The 21105-nt window shown below is 69.8% G+C and carries 22 protein-coding genes; 9 read left to right on the forward strand and 13 right to left on the reverse strand.

Annotated features, from left to right (window positions below):
* The first annotated feature begins 28 nt into the window (after positions 1-28).
* Positions 29-1078 (forward strand): putative sulfate exporter family transporter, encoded by a 1050-nt coding sequence (locus NR112_RS11810; RefSeq protein ID WP_256794530.1) that lies wholly within the window; start codon positions 29-31, stop codon positions 1076-1078.
* Positions 1079-1573: 495 nt separating this feature from the next.
* Here the strand turns inward: NR112_RS11810 and NR112_RS11815 are convergent, their stop codons facing one another.
* Complete coding sequence (locus tag NR112_RS11815; protein WP_256794531.1) at positions 1574-2440, reverse strand: LLM class F420-dependent oxidoreductase; 867 nt, start codon at positions 2438-2440, stop codon at positions 1574-1576.
* Between the two features lie 223 nt (positions 2441-2663).
* Here NR112_RS11815 and NR112_RS11820 point away from each other — a divergent pair, with 223 nt between their 5' ends.
* From NR112_RS11820 to NR112_RS11845, 6 genes are all read left to right on the forward strand, one after another.
* Positions 2664-3206 carry an isoprenylcysteine carboxylmethyltransferase family protein gene (locus NR112_RS11820; protein ID WP_256794532.1) on the forward strand — a complete coding sequence of 181 codons (543 nt, stop codon included), beginning with the start codon at positions 2664-2666 and terminating at the stop codon, positions 3204-3206.
* 233 nt (positions 3207-3439) lie between these two features.
* Positions 3440-4246, forward strand: coding sequence for a MerR family transcriptional regulator (locus NR112_RS11825; protein WP_256794533.1), 807 nt, complete (start codon positions 3440-3442; stop codon positions 4244-4246).
* Positions 4243-5145: an ABC transporter ATP-binding protein gene (locus tag NR112_RS11830; RefSeq protein ID WP_256794534.1), complete on the forward strand. Its 903-nt coding sequence runs from the start codon at positions 4243-4245 to the stop codon at positions 5143-5145. Before NR112_RS11825 ends, NR112_RS11830 begins: the two co-directional genes overlap by 4 nt.
* Entirely contained in the window at positions 5135-5923 is a 789-nt protein-coding gene (locus tag NR112_RS11835; RefSeq protein WP_256794535.1) for an ABC transporter permease subunit, read from the forward strand. The genes NR112_RS11830 and NR112_RS11835 overlap by 11 nt, the downstream gene beginning before the upstream one ends.
* Positions 5924-6116: 193 nt before the next feature.
* A complete protein-coding gene (locus NR112_RS11840) occupies positions 6117-6578 on the forward strand; it encodes a CBS domain-containing protein (protein ID WP_256794536.1) in 462 nt (153 codons plus the stop codon).
* Complete coding sequence (locus NR112_RS11845) at positions 6575-7867, forward strand: ArsB/NhaD family transporter (RefSeq protein WP_256794537.1); 1293 nt, start codon at positions 6575-6577, stop codon at positions 7865-7867. The genes NR112_RS11840 and NR112_RS11845 overlap by 4 nt, the downstream gene beginning before the upstream one ends.
* 174 nt (positions 7868-8041) lie before the next feature.
* On the opposite strand, the gene NR112_RS11850 is transcribed toward NR112_RS11845, so the two are convergent.
* From NR112_RS11850 to NR112_RS11880, 7 genes are all read right to left on the reverse strand, one after another.
* Complete coding sequence (locus NR112_RS11850; RefSeq protein ID WP_256794538.1) at positions 8042-9148, reverse strand: glycosyltransferase 87 family protein; 1107 nt, start codon at positions 9146-9148, stop codon at positions 8042-8044.
* Positions 9149-9285: 137 nt separating this feature from the next.
* Positions 9286-10032: a methyltransferase domain-containing protein gene (locus tag NR112_RS11855; RefSeq protein ID WP_256794539.1), complete on the reverse strand. Its 747-nt coding sequence runs from the start codon at positions 10030-10032 to the stop codon at positions 9286-9288.
* A complete protein-coding gene (locus NR112_RS11860) occupies positions 10029-10691 on the reverse strand; it encodes a DUF2064 domain-containing protein (RefSeq protein ID WP_256794540.1) in 663 nt (220 codons plus the stop codon). Before NR112_RS11860 ends, NR112_RS11855 begins: the two co-directional genes overlap by 4 nt.
* On the reverse strand, positions 10688-11371 hold the full coding sequence (locus NR112_RS11865; protein WP_256794541.1) for a glycosyltransferase family 2 protein: 684 nt from the start codon (positions 11369-11371) through the stop codon (positions 10688-10690). The genes NR112_RS11860 and NR112_RS11865 overlap by 4 nt, the downstream gene beginning before the upstream one ends.
* 47 nt (positions 11372-11418) lie before the next feature.
* Positions 11419-11847 carry a hypothetical protein gene (locus NR112_RS11870; RefSeq protein ID WP_256794542.1) on the reverse strand — a complete coding sequence of 143 codons (429 nt, stop codon included), beginning with the start codon at positions 11845-11847 and terminating at the stop codon, positions 11419-11421.
* Positions 11847-12437 carry a molybdopterin-dependent oxidoreductase gene (locus NR112_RS11875; protein ID WP_256794543.1) on the reverse strand — a complete coding sequence of 197 codons (591 nt, stop codon included), beginning with the start codon at positions 12435-12437 and terminating at the stop codon, positions 11847-11849. The genes NR112_RS11870 and NR112_RS11875 overlap by 1 nt, the downstream gene beginning before the upstream one ends.
* 38 nt (positions 12438-12475) lie before the next feature.
* Complete coding sequence (locus NR112_RS11880) at positions 12476-13036, reverse strand: cytochrome b/b6 domain-containing protein (protein WP_256794544.1); 561 nt, start codon at positions 13034-13036, stop codon at positions 12476-12478.
* A gap of 115 nt (positions 13037-13151) precedes the next feature.
* On the opposite strand from NR112_RS11880, the gene NR112_RS11885 reads away from it, so the two are divergent.
* Both NR112_RS11885 and NR112_RS11890 read left to right on the forward strand, forming a co-directional pair.
* Positions 13152-14561: a glycosyltransferase 87 family protein gene (locus NR112_RS11885; RefSeq protein ID WP_256794545.1), complete on the forward strand. Its 1410-nt coding sequence runs from the start codon at positions 13152-13154 to the stop codon at positions 14559-14561.
* Entirely contained in the window at positions 14558-15637 is a 1080-nt protein-coding gene (locus NR112_RS11890) for an NAD(P)-dependent oxidoreductase (RefSeq protein ID WP_256794546.1), read from the forward strand. The genes NR112_RS11885 and NR112_RS11890 overlap by 4 nt, the downstream gene beginning before the upstream one ends.
* Before the next feature lie 417 nt (positions 15638-16054).
* Here NR112_RS11890 and NR112_RS11895 read toward each other — a convergent pair whose 3' ends face one another.
* The 5 genes from NR112_RS11895 to NR112_RS11915 form a co-directional block, all read right to left on the reverse strand.
* Positions 16055-17488 (reverse strand): anaerobic C4-dicarboxylate transporter family protein, encoded by a 1434-nt coding sequence (locus NR112_RS11895; protein WP_256794547.1) that lies wholly within the window; start codon positions 17486-17488, stop codon positions 16055-16057.
* Positions 17489-17577: 89 nt separating this feature from the next.
* Positions 17578-18225 carry a pyroglutamyl-peptidase I gene (gene pcp, locus NR112_RS11900; RefSeq protein WP_256794548.1) on the reverse strand — a complete coding sequence of 216 codons (648 nt, stop codon included), beginning with the start codon at positions 18223-18225 and terminating at the stop codon, positions 17578-17580.
* A gap of 24 nt (positions 18226-18249) precedes the next feature.
* Positions 18250-19182, reverse strand: a complete 933-nt coding sequence (locus NR112_RS11905; protein ID WP_256794549.1) for a DUF979 domain-containing protein — start codon at positions 19180-19182, stop codon at positions 18250-18252.
* Positions 19175-19876 (reverse strand): DUF969 domain-containing protein, encoded by a 702-nt coding sequence (locus NR112_RS11910; protein WP_256794550.1) that lies wholly within the window; start codon positions 19874-19876, stop codon positions 19175-19177. Before NR112_RS11910 ends, NR112_RS11905 begins: the two co-directional genes overlap by 8 nt.
* Positions 19877-20290: 414 nt before the next feature.
* On the reverse strand, positions 20291-20992 hold the full coding sequence (locus NR112_RS11915) for a hypothetical protein (protein WP_256794551.1): 702 nt from the start codon (positions 20990-20992) through the stop codon (positions 20291-20293).
* Positions 20993-21105 lie beyond the last annotated feature (113 nt).

Here is a 21105-nt window from a genome sequence, read left to right on the forward strand (position 1 = left end):
AGCCCCGGCCGACCCTCGGGTCGATCCGGTGGTTGCGACCACAGGCGCCGTCGAGCACTCATCCGAGGCGACGTGCCCGAAGTGGTATGGCGTCGTCCCCGGGGTACTGATGGCGCTGGTCGGTGTGGGCCTCGCGCAGGCGGGGCACCTCCTCGTCCCGGAGGTCGGGCTCCTCACCTGGTCGGTGCTATTGGGCGCGGTCGCGACCAACACCGGCCTGGTGCCGCACGCGGCCGAGCCGGGACTACGGGTCGCGACGAAGAAGCTGTTGAGAGTCGGGGTGGCGTTGTTGGGGCTCTCGCTGTCTGTCGAGGCGATGCTGGGTCTGGGGCTTCCGGTCATCGCCCTCGTCGTGGTGACGCTCCTCGCGACCCTGCTGGGCACGAACTGGCTTGGCAGGCGGATGGGTCTCGGGAGCGCACGAAGCCTCTTGCTGGCAACTGGATTCGCGATCTGTGGCGCCTCTGCGATCGCGGCGGTCCAGTCGAGCACAGAGGCCGACGACGACGACGTCGCACTGGCCGTGGCCATGGTGACGTTGTGTGGCACCACGATGATGCTGATCCTGCCCCTGCTCCAGGGGCCTCTGCACCTCTCCGCTCACGAGATGGGTGTGTGGATCGGCGCCAGCGTCCACGACGTGGGCCAGGTGGTCGGAGCCGCCAGTGCGGTCGGTGCGAGTGCGCTGGGCGTGGCCGTCGTCGTCAAGCTCACGCGCGTGCTCATGTTGGGACCCGTCGTCGCAGTGGTGAGCGCGATGGGTGCACGACGTGCGCGCACCGAGGGTGTGTCGCGTCCGGACGCGCGGCGCCCACCCCTCGTTCCGCTGTTCGTCCTCGGCTTCCTGGGATGCGTCGCGCTGCGCAGCACTGTCGTCCTTCCGCAAGACCTCCTCGACCGGGTGGGCATGGTGCAGAGTGCCGTGCTGGCCGCGGCCCTGTTCGGCATGGGGACAGGAGTGAGACTGGGCACCCTCTTCCGCCGCAGCGGACGCGCCACGGTGCTCGCCGTCGTCTCGACCCTGCTCATCGCGACCGTGTCGCTGGGCGGCGTCCATCTCCTGGCCGGCCGAGCCTAGGGGTGTGGCGGAGGCCCTGAACGGTCGTCTTCGGTGCCTTGCACGTTGCCGGCATGTCGGGCATTCGTCACACGCTGCTTCTTGCCGCGATGTCGGGTTGCCGCCCTGATGGTGAACTGGCCGGTCAATGCCATCCCCTGTCGACCCTGACGTAGCGCGCGGACCGACGTCAGCTCACCAGCATCGGAGCACACCTTGAAGGTCGTGAGGCAGCCGCGACCAGCCGTGCGGAAGATATCCGCGAGGGTCCGCCCTTGAAGTCGCGTGACTTCTGCGGACGCACCCTGAGCCGGCCCGTGAGACCACCGCGGCCTAACCGATTCGCGGCGATGTTGTCGCACCCGCACGTCGGCGAGTGGTGGGCCACCCGGCTCGACGTGGCGCCCGGACAGCGGTGCGGCGCCTCGAGCACACGGTCACGTGTGTACGAAGAACCGGGTCGCGAGGTAGGTCAGTCCGGACGCGAGCAGGACGTCGCGCCCGGGCGAGAAGGGGTCATGGCCGGTCGAGTGCGTTCGCGAGGGTGGAGAGAAGGCCGATGTGCTCGTCCACGGAGTCCAGGCCGCGGCCCATGGTCACGACAGAAACGTGTGTGCCGCCGGCTCGTTGCCACGCCTCGATCTGATCGGTGAGGTCGCTGATCTCGCCCCAGGGCGCCATCACGTACTCGCCGCCGAAGGTTTCTGTCGGCCTGCCCTGTGCGCGCACCAGCTCCTGGACCTTGTGCCAGTCGTCGGTGGCGTGGTCGACACCGCCGCCGGAGAAGATGAATCCGTCGCCCAGCCGGGCGGCCCGCTCGAACGCCGCCTCACTGGATCCACCCAGCCAGATCGGGACCGAACGCGTCGGCTTCGGCACCAGGGCGGCTCGGTCAACCCGGTCGAAGCGGCCGGCGAAGTCGACAACCGGTTCGGTGAACATCCGACGGAGTAGCTCGATCTGCTCTTCCTGCCGACTGCCTCGGCTTCGGAACTCCTGACCCAGGGCCTGGTACTCCACCGGGCTCCAGCCAACCCCGACCCCCAGGCGCAGCCGGCCGCCAGAGAGCAGGTCGACGTCGGCCGCCTGCCGGGCCACCAGCGCCGTCTGACGCTGCGGCAGGATCAGGACCCCAGTCGCGAACTCGATCCGCTTCGTCACGCCGGCGAGGTACGCGAACATCACGAACGGGTCGTGAAACGGGTCCCGTTCGGTATAGGGGCCGGTCAGCGGTGGCGTCCGGCCGGCGTGGACGGCGCCGAGGACATGGTCATAGGCGAGCAAGTGGTCAAAGCCCAGCTCCTCGACCGCCCGGCCAAATGGCAGGACAGCCGTCGGGTCTCCACCAAGCTCGATCTGCGGATACACCACACCGATCTGCACACACGCACCCTCCCACGCTGTCCCTGGACTCAACACCAGAAGCAGTCGACCCTCGCTGACCATGTCACTGCCGACGCACGGGTTGGACGCCACGAACGGGCGTTGCCCCCGACTCGCTGCCACCGTGCCCCCACGCAGGCTCGCGGCAGCCCGGACACGCTATGACTGGAAGACTGGTTCGCGTGGTGACGCCTTGATCCAACAGGAAGCCTGGGCTCGGCTGGTGTTCGGCATCAGCGTCGCTGCGTTCGCTGTGGGCGAGTTCTCTCAGGTGGTGAAGTGGCGTCGCGGTGCCTCGCGCACGGACGTGCGAGGTGAAGTGGTGTTCCGGGTGATCTTCTTCGGGGGCATCCTCATGCTGCCGCTCGCCCAGGCCCTCGCGCCCGATGCCGTCCTCGATGGTGCCGGGGTGTTCGTACTGGGAACACTGATCGGTTGGCTCGGCCTGCTGCTGCGATGGTGGTCGTTCGCCACCCTGGGCACGTACTTCACGACCGTGGTGAAGACCTCTTCCGATCAGGTGGTCGTCGAACGCGGCCCGTATCGCATACTGCGGCACCCCAGCTACGCCGGCCTCCTCGCGGCGTTCGTCGGCTGTGGCCTGATCCTCGGGAACTGGGTGGGCACCGCTGCGTGCTTCCTGCTGATCCTGGTTGGGCTCATCTACCGACTTCAGCGCGAGGAGCACGCGATGATCGACAGTCTGGGAGACGCCTATCTGGACTTCGCCAAGGACCGCGCGCGTCTGGTCCCCTTCGTCTGGTGACAGGCCGATCCGAGGGGCCGGCGACACCAGACTGTTTCAATGGTTCGACGCCCCAGGAATACGGTGAGGCGCACGCGCCCGGCACGCGGCGCTGTGACGCAGGTCGAGTTGGTCACCGTCGTGCGTGCTCGATCGCCCTCTGCCGGTCCAGACCCCCAAGGCCCTTGATCCGGACCTGAGGAGGGCGGTCGGATCCTTGACTGTGACGTGACGTCACACCGGATGATGAGGTCATGCGCATCAAGGATCTGGCCAGCCTGTCGGGGACGACGGTTCGGACGATCCGGTACTACCACCAGCTCGGGCTGCTCGCGGTCCCGGACGCGGACACCACGTGGCGGGCGTACGGCTTCGCCCACCTGACCAGGCTCATGCGCATCCGCTGGCTCGTGGAGTCCGGTGTGCCGCTGGCCGAGGTGCCGCACATGCTCAGACCGCCGGGGAGCCCTGACGAACGCGGCATGGTCATCGAGGACCTGGACGCCGTCCTGGCCTCGATCGATGACAAGATCGCCGTCCTCACCACGCAGCGTGCGCGCGTCGAGACCCTGCTCGACCGGGTGAGCACCCACGGGCGTCTGTCTCCGCTGCCGTGGCCGGTCGTGCGGGTGTATGCCGCCCTGCTCGAACGACCGCTGTCGCCGGGCCTGCGCGAGGCGATGTCGCGCGAGCGCGATCTGCTCGAGCTCGCGTGCTATCGCGGGGCCGTGCCGGCCGAGGTCACCGCCCTGCTCGATGCCGCGTCGGAGGATGACCTCGACGAGCTGGCGAGGCTGTGGGAGGCGTGCCATCTCCTCGCGGAGACCAGCGGGCCGCGCCTGCCGGCACCCGTTCGCGAAGAAGTCGACGAGCTCGTGCGACGTACGGTCGACTTCGCCGAACGGCTCGATCCCGACGCCGCTCACCGCCTTCTCCTGCGCGCTGCGGACCTGGACAGACCGGCGGTGCGCGCCGCGGTCGACCTCGCCTACCCGTCGCCGGTGTACCGCGAGTTCGTGCGCCGGTTGACGGCCACGGCCAGGCAGGAGTCTCGAGCATGACCGTGCAGCCCATCGTGGCCGAACACCTGACGAAGACGTTCGGGCAGGACCGTGGGATCAATGACGTCAGCCTCGTCGTCGAACCCGGTCAGGTGTTCGGCTTCCTCGGACCGAACGGTGCCGGCAAGTCCACGACGATCCGCTGCCTGCTGGGCCTCTACCGGCCGAGCCGGGGTCAGGCCCGGGTGCTCGGTCAGGACCCGGCAGCCGGGCAGGCCGGGTTCCTCGCCGACGTCGGCTACCTCCCCGGGGAGCTGCGGCTGCCCGATCGGCTGACCGGGGCCGACGTACTGGGGACGTTCCGCCGGATGCGTCGAGGCCAACACACGGCATACGAGGACGATCTCGTCGAACGTCTCGGTGCCGAGCTCACCCGCCCGGTCGCCTCGTTGTCGAAGGGGAACAAGCAGAAGCTCGGCCTCGTGCTGGCGTTCATGCACCGGCCTCGCCTGCTCGTCCTCGACGAACCCACGTCCGGGCTGGACCCGCTGCTGCAGGACGAGTTCGCCTCGCTCCTTCGCGAGACCACCGCCGACGGCCGCACGGTCCTGCTCTCCTCGCACGACCTCGACGAGGTGCAGCGGGTCGTGCAGCGCGTCGCCATCATCAGGTCCGGGCGGATCGTCATCGACGACACCGTCGCATCGCTGCGCGCCTCCGCCCCCCGCACCATCGAGCTGACCTTCGACCACGACGTCGACGCGCGGTCGCTTGCGTCCGTCCCGGGAGTCACCCTGCACGTCACGACCGCGCGCCACGTCACCCTGACCCACACCGGCGGGGCCGCCGCGGTCCTGACCGCCATCGCCCCACTGCAGCCCGACACGATCACGGCTCGGCCCGCAGACCTCGAGGAGCTCTTCCTGCGCCTGTACGGAGGGACCACCCATGCCGACTGACCTCATCAGGCTCGACCTGCGGTTGCGGCGCCGAATGCTCATCGGCACGGCCGTCGGGGCTGCGGCATACCTGTTTCTCGTCGTCGCGGTCTACCCGACCTTCAAGCACGACACGGCCTTCGACGACATGATCGCCGCGAACCCGGCCGCCGCTGCGGCCTTCGGGATCACCGGTTCGATCACGTCACCCGAGGGCTGGCTGAGCGCCAACATGTACGCCAACTTCGGCCCTCTCCTTGCGCTGATGCTCACGATCGGTTACGGCAGCGCTGCCATCGCCGGGCAGGACGGCGACGGCCTTCTCGGTCTGCTGGCGACCCTGCCCGTGCCCCGCGCACGGATCGTCGCGGGGAAGGCGCTGAGCCTGCTCGTGGCCGCGCTCGTCGTCCCCGCCGTCTCGTATGCCGTGTGCCTCGCGGGTCCGCAGTTCGAGCTGACCCCCCGATGGGGGCCGCTGCTGGGGGTCAGCGTCGCCCTGACCTTGCTGGCCTTCGACCTGGGAGCGATCGCCCTGCTCGTCGGCGCGCTCAGCGGCAGCCGCGGCGCGGCCATGGGCGCGGCGAGCGCGATCGCCGCCTGCGCGTACCTGATCAGCTCCCTGTCACCGGTCGCCGAGGCGGTGCACCGGGTCCGGTGGCTCTCACCCTTCCTCTGGGCAGTGGGTGACGGTCAGCTCACCCGTGGGGTGACCGTCGGCGAGCTCGGCGCCCTGGCCGTTCTGGGCGTCACTCTCGTCGCGGGGACGGTCCTCGCGTTCCGCCGCCTCGACATACAGTGACTCGCGCCGCCGGCATGCAACAGCGGGTGGAGGCGTCGAGCCCAGGTCGATGAGCGAGCGCGTGGGGGACGACACCAAGGAGTCGATGAAGATGACAGGGCGCCGACCCGCGTCGCGCTGCGGTCGCCCTGAGGTTCCGGACCAGGGTGGCTAGACTCGCCGTCGTCCCGAGGTCCGAGGTGGTGGTTGGTCCATGTTGGCTGCTCAGCTGGCGCGGCCGTACCCAACGGTGACGTTGGACACCGGCGCGCTGGAGGCGGCCCGCATCCTGGCTGACGGGAGACTTCCCGGTTTGATCGTGCTGGATGACACAGGTCGGCCGTATACGGTGCTTCCCGGTTCTCAGGTGCTGCGGTTCATCGTGCCGAGCTACGTCCAGGAGGACCCGTCGTTGGCCCGGGCCTACGACGAGGCATCCGCCGACGCCATGTGCGACGAGCTCTCGGCGCGCAGCGTGCGTGACGTGCTTCCGAAGCGGAAGGACGTCTTCGACCTGCCTGTGGTGGACTCCGATGCGACCTCCATGGAGATCGCGGCCGTGATGGCCGCGCAGCGCAGTCCGATCGTCGCGGTCGTCGACGGCTCCTCGTTCCTGGGTGCCATCACCGTCTCGGCTCTGCTGGTGCATCTGCTCGCGCCCGGGCCGGAACGGTGACCACCTGGCTGGTCATCGCCGCGTTCGTCGGGGCGTACGTCTTGATCGCCACCGAACGGATCCACCGGGTGGCGGCGGCGCTCGGCGGCGCGGCGGCGATGGTCTTGCTCGGCGCGGTCAACGCGAGCACCGCGTTCTTCAGCGAGGAGACCGGGGTCGACTGGAACGTCATCTTCCTGCTGCTCGGGATGATGATCATCGTCAGCATCGTCAAGAAGACCGGGGTGTTCGAGTACCTCGCCATCTGGTCGGCCAAGAGGGCTCGGGGCCGGCCCTTCGCGGTGATGGTGATGCTGATCGTGATCACAGCCCTGGCATCGGCGCTGCTCGACAACGTCACGACGGTGCTGCTGGTGGCCCCGGTGACCCTGCTGGTGTGCGACCGACTGGGGGTCTCCCCGATCCCGTTCCTGATCGCGGAGGCGATGGCCTCGAACATCGGCGGCACGGCCACCTTGATCGGTGACCCGCCGAACATCATCATCGCCAGCCGGTCCGGGCTCGGCTTCAACGACTTCCTGATCAACCTGGCGCCGGTGATCATCGTGCTGGTCGGTGCGCTGGTGCTGCTTTGCCGGTGGCTGTTCCGTTCGGCCTTCGTCTACGACGAGAAGCGAGCTGCGCGAGTGATGCGGCTCGACGAACGCGACGTCATCAAGGACAAGGGCCTGCTGGTGCAGTGCGGGATCGTGTTGTCCCTGGTGATGGTCGGCTTCATCGCCCATGGTGCGCTCGACATCGACCCGTCGCTGGTCGCCCTGCTGGGTGCGGGGGCTCTCGTGGCCGTGTCCCGGACGCAGCCGGGGGAGTTCCTCGACGAGGTCGAGTGGATGACGCTGGTCTTCTTCATGGGTCTGTTCGTGATGGTCGGCGCGCTGGTCGAGGTCGGGGCGATCGCCAGCGTCGGGACCTGGCTCGCCGACGCGGTTGGCGACAACTACCTGCTCGCCGGAACCGGGCTGATCTTCGGCTCCGCGGCCTTGTCCGGGGTCATCGACAACATCCCCTTCGTGGCCACACTCGCCCCCATCGTCAAGGACCTCGTGGACGCCGGAGGCGGGTCCGATCAGGCCACCTCGATGTGGTGGGCGCTCGCCCTCGGGTCGGACCTCGGCGGAAACGCCACTGCGGTCGGAGCCAGCGCCAACGTGGTGATCATCGGCATCGCCGCACGCAACGGCCACCCGATCTCCTTCTGGCACTTCACCAAGTACGGCTTGGTCGTCACCGCGGTCACGGTCACGATCGCCTGGGCCTACTTCGCTCTGAGGTACGTCGCCCTCGCGTGAGCCCTCATGGACGGGCAGCGTCCGGGACGCCCGGCGAGGCGTCGGTGCGGCGTCAACGGTCGTGGTCGGCACGCTGCCACCACACCACGGTCACGATGCCCAGCACAGGATCGGCAGACACGTCCCCTTCCTGGATCCGGTCTCCGGTGATGGGGTGGCTCACCCGGTGGGCGGTCATGGGCTGTGGCAGCAGTTTCGTCCTGCAGGTGGCAGCGCCAGAGCCACGAGCGCGGCAAGTCCGGCGCCGGTGATGGCACTGGAAGATGGCTGGGCCCACACCGACGCGTGCGTCGACGCAACGGTCGCCAGGCTCGAGGCCGAAGCCCCTAGCGAGACAGCCAGAACCCCGGCCCCGACGACGCGACGACCGAGCCGCCAGCACAGCACTCCGGCTGCCGGAAGCAGGAGCCAGTGGTGCGACCACGAGATCGGTGAGATGAGCAGCCCGGTCAGGGCGCTGACGATGACGCCGTTGATCGGTGGTCCGGTCCGGTGCCGACGCAGGACGATGACCGCCACGCCGATCGCGAGCACACTTCCGAGAAGCCAGGCGCTCGTGGACCACGACGGGCTCAGACGCGTCGCGGCCCCGAGCAGGGACTGGTTGTCGGCGAATCCAGGAGCCCCGACCCGACCTGTGTCGACGACGAGGTCGCGCCAGAACGACACGGTTTCCCTCGGCAACGCCAGTGCGCCTGCGAGCACAGTCAGTCCGAAGCCGAGTCCGACTCGGGCGGCGGCGGCGCGTTCCCGTCGCACGACAAGGTGGAGCAGGAAGACCAGCGGTGTCAGCTTGAGTCCTGCGGCCAGTCCCGTCAGCCAGCCACGCCACCGCGGGGGCACCACGAGGAGATCGAGGAGGACCAGTCCCACCACGAGGCCGTTGACCTGGCCGAGGTGCAGTCCCCGTAGCACGGGCTCGCTCGCAAGAGCGATGGCCACGACGATGGGCAGCCGGTGTCCACGCAGATCGCCGCGTTCCTGCTGGCTGGCGCGGGCATTCGTCACGCTTGCGGCTTGCGACGAGTTCCACGCCGCCGCAGCGGCTGCTGCGGCCGCCGTGACCGTCGAGAGGCCGAGCACGACGACGGCTGCGGCGGGGGCGATCGCGGCGCCCGCAGCGAGAACGGCGGCGAAGGGCGGGTAGGTGAAGGGCAGCTCGGGGCGGGCAGCATACGGGTCCTGTCCCGTCAGCCAGCGATCGCCGGCGCGCCGGTACACGTCCAGGTCGACCAGGTCGCCGCGCGCAGCGACGGCGAGCGCCACGGTGAACGCACCCACGAGGAGCACGACGGACGGCCAGCGAGGCCTGGACCCGTCCGTGCGCACATCCGGAACGAGACCCGTTCCCGGCGGCGAGCTCCGGGTCGCCGGAGAGAGCGGTGTCGGGGTCCCCGACGGACTCGGCACTGGTCTCATCACTCGGGCTGGCCGGCGCGCCGCAGCAGCACGAACTGCCTCCCGCCGCGGCGGAGTCGCTTGGAAGGGACGAGTCCGTGGGCGACCGCGAGCGACTCGACGACGTGCGTCCCGACGTGGGCCCAGGGAAACGAGTCGCTGCCGACGTCGCCGTCCTCGCCGTCGACGACGAGCTCTGCGTGGTAGCGATGGTCACGCTCAGGGTCGCAGTCGGTCTCCACCGCGACCGTGCCGCCGGGCGTGATGAGCTCGGCGCACCGAGCCAGCAGCGCGCCGGGATCTCCACCGATCCCCACGTTGCCGTCGAGGAGAAGCGCCGTCGACCAGTGGCCGTCGTCCGGCACGGCGTCGAAGACCGACTGCAGCAGCACCGGACGCCCCGATGCCCGGGCCAGCGCAACGGCAGCGGGGGAGACGTCGATGCCCAGGGACACCCGACCGCGGCGCATCGCCTCGGCCACCATCCGTCCGGGGCCCGATCCGATGTCGAGCACGGAGCCGCGGGTCCGGGACAGGACCATCCGGTCGACGCGGTCCGCGTCGGCGAGGAAGCGTCCCACCTCCACGACGCCAGCGTCGATGTGGGTTGTCGGCTCGTCAGGCCGCCCACCGGGCCGGGGGCGGAGGATCAAGGTGGGGCGTCGTTGGGTCAGGGCGAGCTCGTACGGGCTGGCCCCACCATGACCGAAGTGCACGACGGCGCTGCCGTCGAGCCCGATCGCCAGCCCGTTTACGGACGCGCTCACGACGGTACGCCGGCGGTGATGGGGCCGACGGTCGTGACCCCCAGATCGGCCAGCGACCGACGCAACTGCCGCGCGAACCGCGTGTGGGGTGCGGCTGCGGCGACGTCGATCGCGTCCGCCACGGTGTCCACGTCGCGCAGCTCCCCGACAGAGCACGTACGCAGCCCCGCCTCGTCGAGGCGGGATCGGACCTCTGCGCCCGTCGTGTCCAGTGACATCTCGACGCCCCGCACGTGGGCGCCGGTCGGCTCGCGCAGGGCCAGCAGCCAGAAGCCGCCGTCGGCGGCCTCACCGAACCACGCTTCGACGTCGTCGGGCCACGGGGCCGCAAGGCGGCGCAGGAGTGCCGGGTCAACCTGCGGGGTGTCCATCCCGATGAGGACCGTGGGGCCCACGCACACGTCGAAGAGGTGGGCCAGCCGCTCGTCGAACGGTCCGCAGCACTGCGACAGCACGTCGAAGCCCGAGGCGGAGGACGGGGGGCGTGCCCCGTCGAAGTAGAGCAGCGGGGTCCCCCCGGCACCCCGCACGGCCGTCAGGGTGTCGTCGAGCGCGGCCTGGGCCACGAGGGCCGCGTGCACGCGCGTCAGCGGTGGGCACAGTCGCGTCTTGACCCGCCCGGGCAGGCACTCCTTCGCGACGACCACGACGGTGGTCATCGGCCCGCCTCGGCGAGGAGGCGCGACATGTCCGACACCGCCTGGGCGGTGCCGCGCACGGTGCCCGTCACCTTCGAGCGCCCGAGCCTCGGTGCGTACGCCACGTCGACCTCGCGTACGCGCCAGCCTGCGGCATGTGCGCGCAGCACCGTCTCGAGGGGGTACCCGCTCCGACGGTCCGTCAGCCCGAGGTCGAGGAGTGCCTCGCGGGCCGCGACCCGGATGGGGCCCAGGTCGTGCAGCCGCAGACCCGTGACCTGTCGGATGCGTTGCGCAAGAACACGGTTCGCAACCTGGGCGTGCAGCGGCCAACTCCCACGTGCCGTCGGTCGACGGCGCCCGAGGACGAGCTCGGCGTCGCCGTCGAGCACGATGTCGGCGAGCTGCACCACGTCAGCGGGATCGAGAGAGCCGTCGGCGTCACAGAACGCGACCAAGGGCGCCGTTGCGGCGAGGAGGCCGGCGTGGGCGGCGGCCCCATAGCCGCGGCGCCGCTCGCGGATCACGAGGGCGCCGAGGGCTGCGGCGATGTCAGGGCTACCGTCCGTGGAGCCGTTGTCGACGACGACCGCCCGGCAGCTTCGGGGCACGGCGGCGAGCACGCCGGGCAGGGCCTGCGCCTCGTCGAGACACGGCAGGATGATGTCGACGAGAGTGGGACGTGGCGATGACGGGTTCACCCTCCCGACGCTAGGAGTCACGGCCTCACCCAGATCTTTCGTAGGTCTTACGAACTGCGGACGGTCGAGCGTCGTTGAGCGACAAGGACTCCGAGAGCCGTCAGCACAGCCAGTCCGAGCCACACGCCGGCGAGCACGGCGGCGTAGGGTCGGGTCAGCACGGTGGGGTTGAAGGTGCCTCGCCACTGGGCGACGACCGCCGGGACGGTGATCAGAGTCAGTACGACCCCGACGACGACGCCGACCCGGATGACGCCGCGCGACGCGGGGGCCAGTGCCGCACCGCGACGTTCGAGCGCCCGGGACAGCACCGCACCGCCCGGCGCCAGGAGCGCGTCGTGGAGGGCGATCGCGCCGGCGAGCCACACCGCCATCCCGACGAGCTGGGCGATGCCGAGAGCCCGCCAGGCCTCGACCGCGCCCACCCCGACGAGACCGATCCCGGCAACGAGCAGGGCAGCACGGCTCGAACGCATCACAGCACCTCGATCTCGGAGAGCCACTTCGTCTGGAGGACGCCCGGTCGTCCCGGGGCGATGACCCGCGCGGGGTAGCCGTGCTCGAGGTCGAGCGGCTGACCCGCGATGCCGAGGGCGACGAGCGTCAGGGGGTCGGCGACATACGACGCCGGCATCTCGGTCACGCGGTAGGCCCCGCTGCGCTCGAGGCTCGTCAGGCGCAGGGCGGAGCCGTCGGGTGCACCCGCCGCGGCCAGCAGGTCCCGGACAGGCACGCCGTCCCACGTGGCGGTGGCGCTCCAGCCCTCGACGCACGCGATGGGCAGCTCGGAGCGAGACTGGGGCAGCGCGAGCAGCTCCTGGCGCGAGAACTCACGCTGCGCGGAGCCGACGAGCACCGTCAGCCGCCAGGCCCGGTCGCGGGCCGTCGAGAGGACCCCTGCCTGCGCCGCCGTGCGGTTGACGGGGATCCCCTGCGGTCCGACCCGCGGGTCGCGTGGGGCGAGGAGTGCGAGCGGCGCCAGGCCGGGGACGGTCTGCCCTGCGGTGAGAAGCGCGGCGGTCGCGGCCCCGAGCCCGGTGGCCGCGAGGAGCGTCCGCCTCGACACGCGCCCAGTTGCCGCGCCGCGATCTATCTCATCGTCGCTCAACGCGATCCGCCTCCGGCCCGCCAGTGCCTGACGATGAGCGGCAGCTTGACCGCGAGGTGGACGAGGAGCGCGCCGACCATGACCCAGGCGAGCGCGTAGTGCGTCTCCCGGAACGGGAACGGCCACGGGTACCACTGGTAGGTGTTGACGAGGCCGATGAGCGGCTGGAGCACGCTCGTCGACACGAGGAGCGCGACGGACAGTCGCTCGATGCCGTTGACCGGTGACGTGACCGGCGGCCACTCGAAGAGTTTCGGGTAGACGACCCAGAGCTTGGCGAGGACGAGCGGGAGCATGACGGTGCCGAGCAGGACGTGAGTGCCCTGGGTCCACTGGTAGAGCGTCGACGGCCGCGTCGGCAGGGGCAGCCATTCCGGAGGCTCCTGGAGCAGGTGGCTCCACAGCCCGGTCAGGAAGACGAGGATCACGACGCCACCGAGCAGCCGCCCGATGACGACGGCCTGGCGCGTCGTCCGGGCCGGCGAGTCGAGCCCGCGACGAACTGCCTCGAGCCGTGGCACGACGGTGTCGTCGATCCGTTCAGTCAGTCTGGTCACGTCGCCCAGCATCCGCGGCGCAGTGCGGGGGAGACCATGACGCACTCCTTACGATCCGCGAACGCCGCTGTCGCGTCGGCGCTTTCGCGCCCTCGACGAGGCCACTATCGGTCGGGTGAGAGCTGCCCTGACCACCGCGCTGCTCGCGGCCCTCGTCGCGGTGACAGCGCGCGCGACGGCCACCGAGTCGATCTTCGACGGTGCGAGCGGGGTGCCGTTGCTCGGTTGGACCGCCGGCGCGTGGCTGCTCTTCGGCCTGGCCTGGCTGGCCGTGCGACGCGTCCCGCGCAGGGCAGCGTCGGTCCTCGTCCTCGGGGGTACCGTGGCCCTCGGGCTGGCAGCCATGGCCGGCCCACCCAACACGAGCACCGACTCGGCTCGGTACGCCTGGGACGGCATCGTCAGCGATGCCGGAACCTCGCCGTACGCGTACGCCCCCGTCGCTGACGCCCTCGACGGCCTGCGGGTGCCGTGGCTCTACCCCGAGCCGGCCCCCGCCGCGGACGGCACACCCCGGTGCACCGGCGCCCGTGTCGCCTCGACACGGACCGTCCCGGACGGCGACCTGCTCTGCACGACCCTCAACCGCCCGGCCGTCCCGACGATCTACCCTCCTACCGCGCAGGCGTGGTTCGCCGTCGTGCGCGCACCCGTCGACGTTCACGCGACATGGTGGCCCATGCAGGCCGGTGGAGTGGTGCTCGTCGTCGTGGTGACGCTCCTGCTCATGCGCCTGCTCGCGCGACGAGGTCTCGACCCCGGGGCAGCGGCGTGGTGGGGCTGGTGCCCGTTCGTCGCGTCCGAGGCCGTGACGAACTCGCACGTCGACACCCTCGGGGTCGCCTTCGTCGTCGCAGCAACCCTCGTGGCCGTCCCGCCGCCCGGGTCGACCCCGCGCTCCACCAGGCGACGCGCCACCGCCGCCGGGGTGCTGCTCGGGCTGGCCGCCACCGTGAAGTTCGTGCCCGTCGTGGCGGCGCTGCCGCTGGCCCGCCGACGGCCGCTGTACGTCGTCGCCTCCGCGGCCGCCACCGTGGTCGCCGTCTACGTCCCTCACGTCGTCGCCACGGGAGGCCAGGTGGTCGGCTACCTGCCGGGCTACCTCAAGGAGCAGGGCTACGAGGGCGGCGACGGCTTCACGCTGACCGGGCTGCTCCTCAGCGGCCCTGCGAGCACCGCGCTGTCGGTCGTCGCACTCGTCACCGTCGCTGCACTCCAGTGGCGGTTCACCGACCCCGACGACCCGTGGACGGCGCAGCTCGTCGGCGCCGGCGCGATGCTGCTCGTCGTCAGCTCGCCCTTCCCCTGGTACGCCCTCGTCCTCGTGCCTTTCATCGCCCTGACCCGTCGTTGGGAGTGGTTCGTCGTGCCCCTGCTCATGTCAGCGCACCTGCTCGTGCCAGGCGTGGCCGTCCTGCGCGCGGTCATCCCGGTCGCCGTGGCCGTCGTCGTCGCCGGCTGGCTCGTGCGGCGCCGGCCCCAGAGCGACGACGCCGCACCAGCACTCGAGGAGGTGACCGCATGACGATCCTCGTGACCGGAGGGGCTGGCTTCATCGGCTCGCATGTCGTCGAGGCGCTCGTGCGTGCCGGCCACGGGGTCCGCGTCCTCGACTCGCTCCGCGCAGACGTGCACGGCCCGGATCCCGACCTCGCGCCGATCACGCTCCCTGGCGTCGATCTGGTCGTCGGCGACGTCACCTCCCCCAGCGCTGTCGCCGCCGCCGTCGACGGTTGTGACGCCGCCGTGCACCTCGCCGCGAAGGTCGGCCTCGGCGTCGACTTCGCCGACACCACGGACTACGTCCACACCAACACGATGGGCACCGCGGTACTGCTCGCTGCGCTGGCCGACACCGGCATCCGTCGTCTCGTGCTCGCCTCCTCGATGGTGGTGTACGGCGACGGTGACTACCTCGACGACACCGGGCGCCTCGTGCGGCCAGCACCGCGCCGGATGGAGGATCTCGAGGCTGGACGGTTCGACCCGACCGGACCCGCCGGCGAACCGCTCATCCCGACCCTCGTCGACGAGACCTCGCGGCTCGACCCCCAGAACGTGTACGCCGCGACGAAGCTTCACCAGGAGCACCTGTCGGAGGCCTGGGCCCGCTCCACCGCTGGCCGAGCAGTGGCCCTTCGCTTTCACAATGTCTACGGACCACGGATGCCGATGAACACGCCGTACGCCGGTGTCGCCTCGATCTTCCGTTCGGCCGTCGAGCGCCGGGAGGCACCGACCGTCCTCGAGGACGGGGCGCAGCGACGCGACCTCGTCCACGTGCGCGACGTCGCCGACGCCGTGGTCGCCGGGCTCGACGCGACCACGCACGCTGCAACCGGGTCGCTGGCGGCATACAACGTCGGAAGCGGCATCGTCCACACCATCGGGCAGCTCGCGGATGCCGTCAGCCGAGCCGGGGGTGGGCCCGCCCCGGTCGTGACCGGCCGCTACCGGATCGGCGACGTCCGGCACATCACGGCGAGCTCGGAACGGATCGCCGCGGAACTCGGGTGGCGTGCCCGCATCGGCTTCACCGAGGGAATGAGAGAGTTTGCTCTCGCTCCGCTGCGGCAGCGATCAGGGTCCGCTCAGAGGTGAGGGCACACGGGCAGACGATGCGAAGGGGGCACCCCGTAGGGCGAATCTGCCGGAATGCACCACGGCCGGCGTCTCTCGCCAAGACTCATGTCCGCCTCGCGATGAGGTAAGAGACAGGGAGTCAAGCCGGCCGACGCCGCCCGACGAGAAGCCATGAGGTCTGGTCGCGCGAGGTCGACGGCGACGGGAGGTGACAGTGGTGCATGTGACGGATAGCACGCAGATCGCACGACGACGTAGGGGCATGGCGGTCGCGACGCCGTCTTCGAAGGTCAGGTGCTCGCTTTCGCCCGGGTGTCCGTCGACGGCTTGTCAACAGGCGGTTAGGGGTTCGGGTCCCCTCGCCAGCTCTCCGTGTCCTCTGTCGACATCGAGGCGGCGGTCAACGGTACTCGAGGCAGGTTCCGAGTCTCCGACCTAGAAGAAGATCGCTCCGATCGCCGTGCCGACCGCGACCGTCGTGACGGAGAGGATCAGCATCGGCACGAAGTAGCTGTGGTCGACGAGCTTGGTGCCGAGCTTGGTGGTGCCGGACAGGTCGAAGTTGGCGCCGGCGATCTGAGGACCGCCTGTGGGGAGCGTGTAGACGCCGCCGATGGCGCCCGCCCACATGCCGGTGACGACGCCCACGGGCAGGCCGGCCGCCAGGCCGATCGGGACCATGGTGCGCGTGGCGGTCGACTGGCTCGTGGTGAGTGCAGCGACGATGAAGACCGAGAGCGCGAAGACGAACCGGTAGTCGTTGACCCAGCCTCCGACGGTGTTGACGATCGCTTCCTCGTTCGCCGAGATGAAGGTGGCGGTCAGCCAGGCGATGCCGAACAGGGCGATGGCCGACATCATGCCGGCCTTGAACACCGACTGGTCGGGCACCGTCTTCACGGAGGGCTTGCCCAGGAAGAGGATTGCGACACCGACGACGAACATCACCATGACGATCGTGGTGGTCATGTCGATCGGCACCGGTCCCTCGCCCGAGTCGAAGGCCGGGCGCAGGCCTGGGAAGAGGCCCAGGAGGACGATCAGGAGCACCCCGGACAGGAACGCCATGGCTGCGTTGCGGCCCTCCGTGGTGGCAGTCAGTCGCGCGGACGCCGGCTCCACCGGGGCATCGGCAACCGCGCCGGAGGCGTCCGTCGCGCCTGCGCCGGCTGACAGGGCAACCGCCGGGGCTGGCGCGCCGGCACTGGCGTGGGCGGGCGCGGCGAGCAGCCCGGCCCGGATCCGCTCCTGCACTTCGGGGTCGTCGGCGAGCTCTGGACCCAGCCGGTTGACGACGAGTGACGTGACGACGATGCCGACCACGCAGGCGGGGAACGTGATGAGCAGGATCTGGGTGAGGCCCAAGCCGTACGTGGGGGTGTCGGTGAGGGTCAGCATGGCCGCCATCGCTGCCGAGACCGGGGAGGCGGCCAGAGCGACGCCGGACTGGACGACGCTGACGCTGATCGGGCGGGAGGGACGGATCCCGTTGCGGTACGACACGTCGTAGATCACCGGTAGGAGGGGATAGAGGATGTTGCTCGTCCCGGCTCCGACCGAGAAGAGGAAGGCCGTCAGCGGCGCGATCAGGGTGATCTGCTTCGGTCGGCTCTCGATGATCTTCGCGGCGACCAGCACCATCCAGTCGATGCCACCGGCGGCCTGCATCATCGCGGCTGCTGTCACGACGGCCAGGATGATGGCGATGGCAGCGGCGGGCGGCTCACCGGGCGGCTCACGGAAGACGAAGACGAGGACGAACACGCCGAGGCCGCCCCAGAGCCCGACGCCGACGCCGCTGACCCGCGTGCCCATGAGGATGCACCCCAGGACGACCAGGGCTTCCAGCACGAAGATGATGCTGTCCATGCGTGAACCTGCCTCTCATTACGCAGTGCTGGACACGGAACGCCGCCGCGGCGAAGCCCGCGAACCGGCCCCGCGGTGCGGGGCACCGCCTAGTGGATGGATCCGCCCACCGTGCGCTCGTCCGGCTTGCCGGTGTATTCGACGATGGCGCCGATCCCAGCGGCCAGGGCCGTCGTCATGTCGTCGATGCCCATCGAGGGCTGGGGCGGCTGGTTGACGACCTGCTGGGGGGAGTAGGGCACGTGGACGAAACCGGCTCGTTTGCCCGAGAACTCGCGGTCGATCATGTAGAGGGCCTGGTACATGATGTGGTTGCAGACGTAGGTCCCCGCCGTGTTCGAGACCCGACCCGGAATCCCGGCCTGCCGCATCGCCGTCACCATCGCCTTGACGGGCAGCGAGGTGAAGTAGGCGGCCGGACCGTCCTCCCGGATCGGGGTGTCGATGGGCTGCTGCCCGTCGTTGTCGGGGATGCGCCCGTCGTCGACGTTGATGGCGACGCGCTCGGGGGTCACCTCGAACCGGCCGCCGGCCTGCCCGACGTGGAGCACCACGTCCGGGTCGTGCTCCACGATCGCGTCGCGGACGACATCGGCGGACCGGCCGAACACCACGGGGATCTGCACCTTGATGACCTCAGCGCCGGAGATCGTGTCGGGCAGGTGGCGGACCGCCTCCCACGACGGGTTGATCGGCTCGCCACCGAACGGCTCGAAGCCTGTGACCAAGATCTTCATGGACGTGCCTCCATCATTTCCTTGTCAGAACGCCCAGACGTACATCAGGACGACCTGGATGACGAACAGGATCGCTGCCAGTGGTGCCTGGGCCTTGATGACCCCGTAGGTGTTCTTCATCTCGAGCAGGCCCACGGGCAGCGCGTTGAAGTTGGCCGCCATGGGAGTGACCAGGGTGCCGCAGAAGCCCGTGGTCATGGCGATGGCCCCGACGATGACCGGGTTGCCCCCGAGCGCGATGACGAACGGGATCCCGATGCCGGTGGTGATCACGGTGAAGGCGGCGAACGTGTTGCCCACGATGATGGTGAACACGGCCATCCCGACGCAGTAGGCGATGACGCCGGCGAGCTGGTTGCCTTCGGGCACGATCTTGGCGATGCCGTTCGCGACGACCTCACCGACGCCCCCGGTGGTGAAGACGACGCCCAGCATCGCGAGGAACTGGGGAAGCATCCCGATCGGGCCGACCTGCTGGATCATCCGGTCGGACTGCGCCACCACCACCCGGGCCGGTGCCCGGGTCAGCACCCAGGCGATGACCAGCGCGAGGACCGACGCGATGCCGATGGCGACCGAGCCCGACTGGTCCCCGAAGGGCGCCCATGTCGAGATCAGCACCGCGATGGCGGCCAGGGAGAGCGCTGGGGCGAACAACCAGTTTCCGAGTCGTCGGGCGTGTGCTCCCCGGTCCTCGGGTGTGCCTTCGTCGAAGGTACCGGTCTTGACACCACGCGCCAGCGACAACCCGCCGATGGCCAGCACGATGATGCCGGCGACCCGGTCCGGAAGCACGGCTCCGAAAGCGAACGTGATGCTGAGGAGCAGCCAGAAGGCTGCGGTCGTGACCCGACGAGGGTTCGAGTGGTCGAGGAAGGCACGGACGCCGGTGACGGCGAGCATGATGCCGATGAGGACGAAGGTGGCTTCCAGGAGCCCGGGCCCGAGGTCACTCATCGCCGGCCACCTCGCTGTCCTGCGCAACCGCGGCGTGTTTGGTCAACCGGCGGTCGATGTTCCAGAAGTGGACGGCCGCGACGATGGCGGCGATCACGATCATGGGCAAGGACGCGGCCGCGATGAGCTCCGGCGTCACGTCGTAACCGGCCTCCTTCAACGTGGCGACGATGAGCAGGACCCCGGAGGCTGCGACGAAGCCGTTCTGGCCGAAGAAGTTGCCGATGTTCTCCGAGAGGGCGCTCTCCGCCTTGACCAGCTCCGCCTCGGACTCGGAGTCCGCGCCACGGCTCTTCGCCGCGGCGGAGCTCATCGGATGCACGATCGGACGGACGAACTGCACCATTCCACTGATGCGGATCCCGAAGATGCCCGTCAGCTGGCGGATGACCGTGTAGATCGTCAGGAACCTGCCAGGGGTGAGCGCGTGCAGCTTGCTGATGAGAGTGACGGCTTGTTCCTTGAGTCCGTAGCGCTCCGAGAGAGCGATCATCGGGAGCGTCAGCAGGAACAACGACACCGAACGGTTGTCCACGAACGCCTTGCCGAGCAGGTCCAGGAACGCCAGGAAGGACTCACCGGCCGCCAGCATCGTCACCAGAGCAGCGGCGATGACGACGGCGATGACGTCCAGCTTGAGCAGAAACCCGACGACGATGACCAACACGCCGACCAACACGAACCAATCCGGCATTGCGACCCTCCTGATCGACTGACCTGCCCGGGCGCGAGGACGCTCTGGGAAGCACGTGTCTCGCACGACCAACGTGACACCGCCCGACGGACCCGTACTCACCCTCCTAGGATGAGAAGCCGTCTCGGTCTCGTGGAGTGTGGCGCCGACGGGGGCATGGCGGGCTTGCAAGAGGGTGGCCGGATCATCCATCGTGTGTGGTGCCTCGACGAGCGCTCAGGCAGCGCTCGACTGCAGCACCGCTGCCATCAGGGTCGGCGCGAAAGTGACTGGACCGCAGAACTTTTCGCAACCTCCACTCCCACCTCGATGGGGCCGCCAGAGCGCCCCCGAAGCCGAGCAGATGGCATCCTGACGCCTTGAGCGGCCGGCCCGCACCGACGTCACCACATGGGCGGCTGTCCGTGCCTCTCGCTACGCCGGCGACGCTCGGAAGGACGAGACGAGGAGGTGCAGGCTGAGGAGCAGGACCCACAACGGGAAGAGCAGGACGGCCCAGATCGTCCGCGGCGGCGCGAGGAGCAGGACCGGCGCGACCACGAACCCCACGGCGACCAGCCACCGCGGCACGATGCCGGTGCGCCGACCGAGGTTGGTGACCACCATGGTGAAGACCGCTGCCATGCGGATGCCGAAGGTCGTGAGGAGGGCCGAGCTCACCGCTCCCACCTGCCGGATGTACTCCGGCGACACGCTGTCCGGTCCGTTGTACAGGGCCAGCAACGCTCCGACGTCTGCAGAGGCTGCGAACAGCATGGCGACGAACAGCAGCCCCGACCCGAGGAAGGCCGTGGCGAAGAGCTTGTCCTCCTGGTGCCCGAGACGCGAACGGATCACCCCGATGAACCACAGGAAGGCGATGCCCGCGTAGGGGGTGAGCTGCATCGCCAGCGCCACCCGGTCGCGGCGGTCGGCATCGGTGATCCACGACGAACGACTGCCGGTGCCGGGGAGCGCCAGGTACATCAGGATGATGACGGCCCCCAGGAGCACGGCGAAGGCGATCCCGGCGATGGCCGCGGCTCTCGGCGTACGGATCTCGTCGAGCACCCTCCCTCGCGGGCCTGGCTCCGCTGGTGACTCGTCCGGACCGCTCTGATCTCCAGGCATGTTCATGCTCCAGTTGTAGCGCCCACGGACCTCGTCGGGTCAGATCGCGGGAGACTGCCGCCCGTCTGACGGCCGGCTCGACGTCAGGACCGATCCGCCGAGGCGCCCTGACAGCAGGT

It is taken from the genome of Terrabacter sp. Ter38 (assembly GCF_024519435.1).
Taxonomy (GTDB): Bacteria; Actinomycetota; Actinomycetes; order Actinomycetales; family Dermatophilaceae; genus Terrabacter.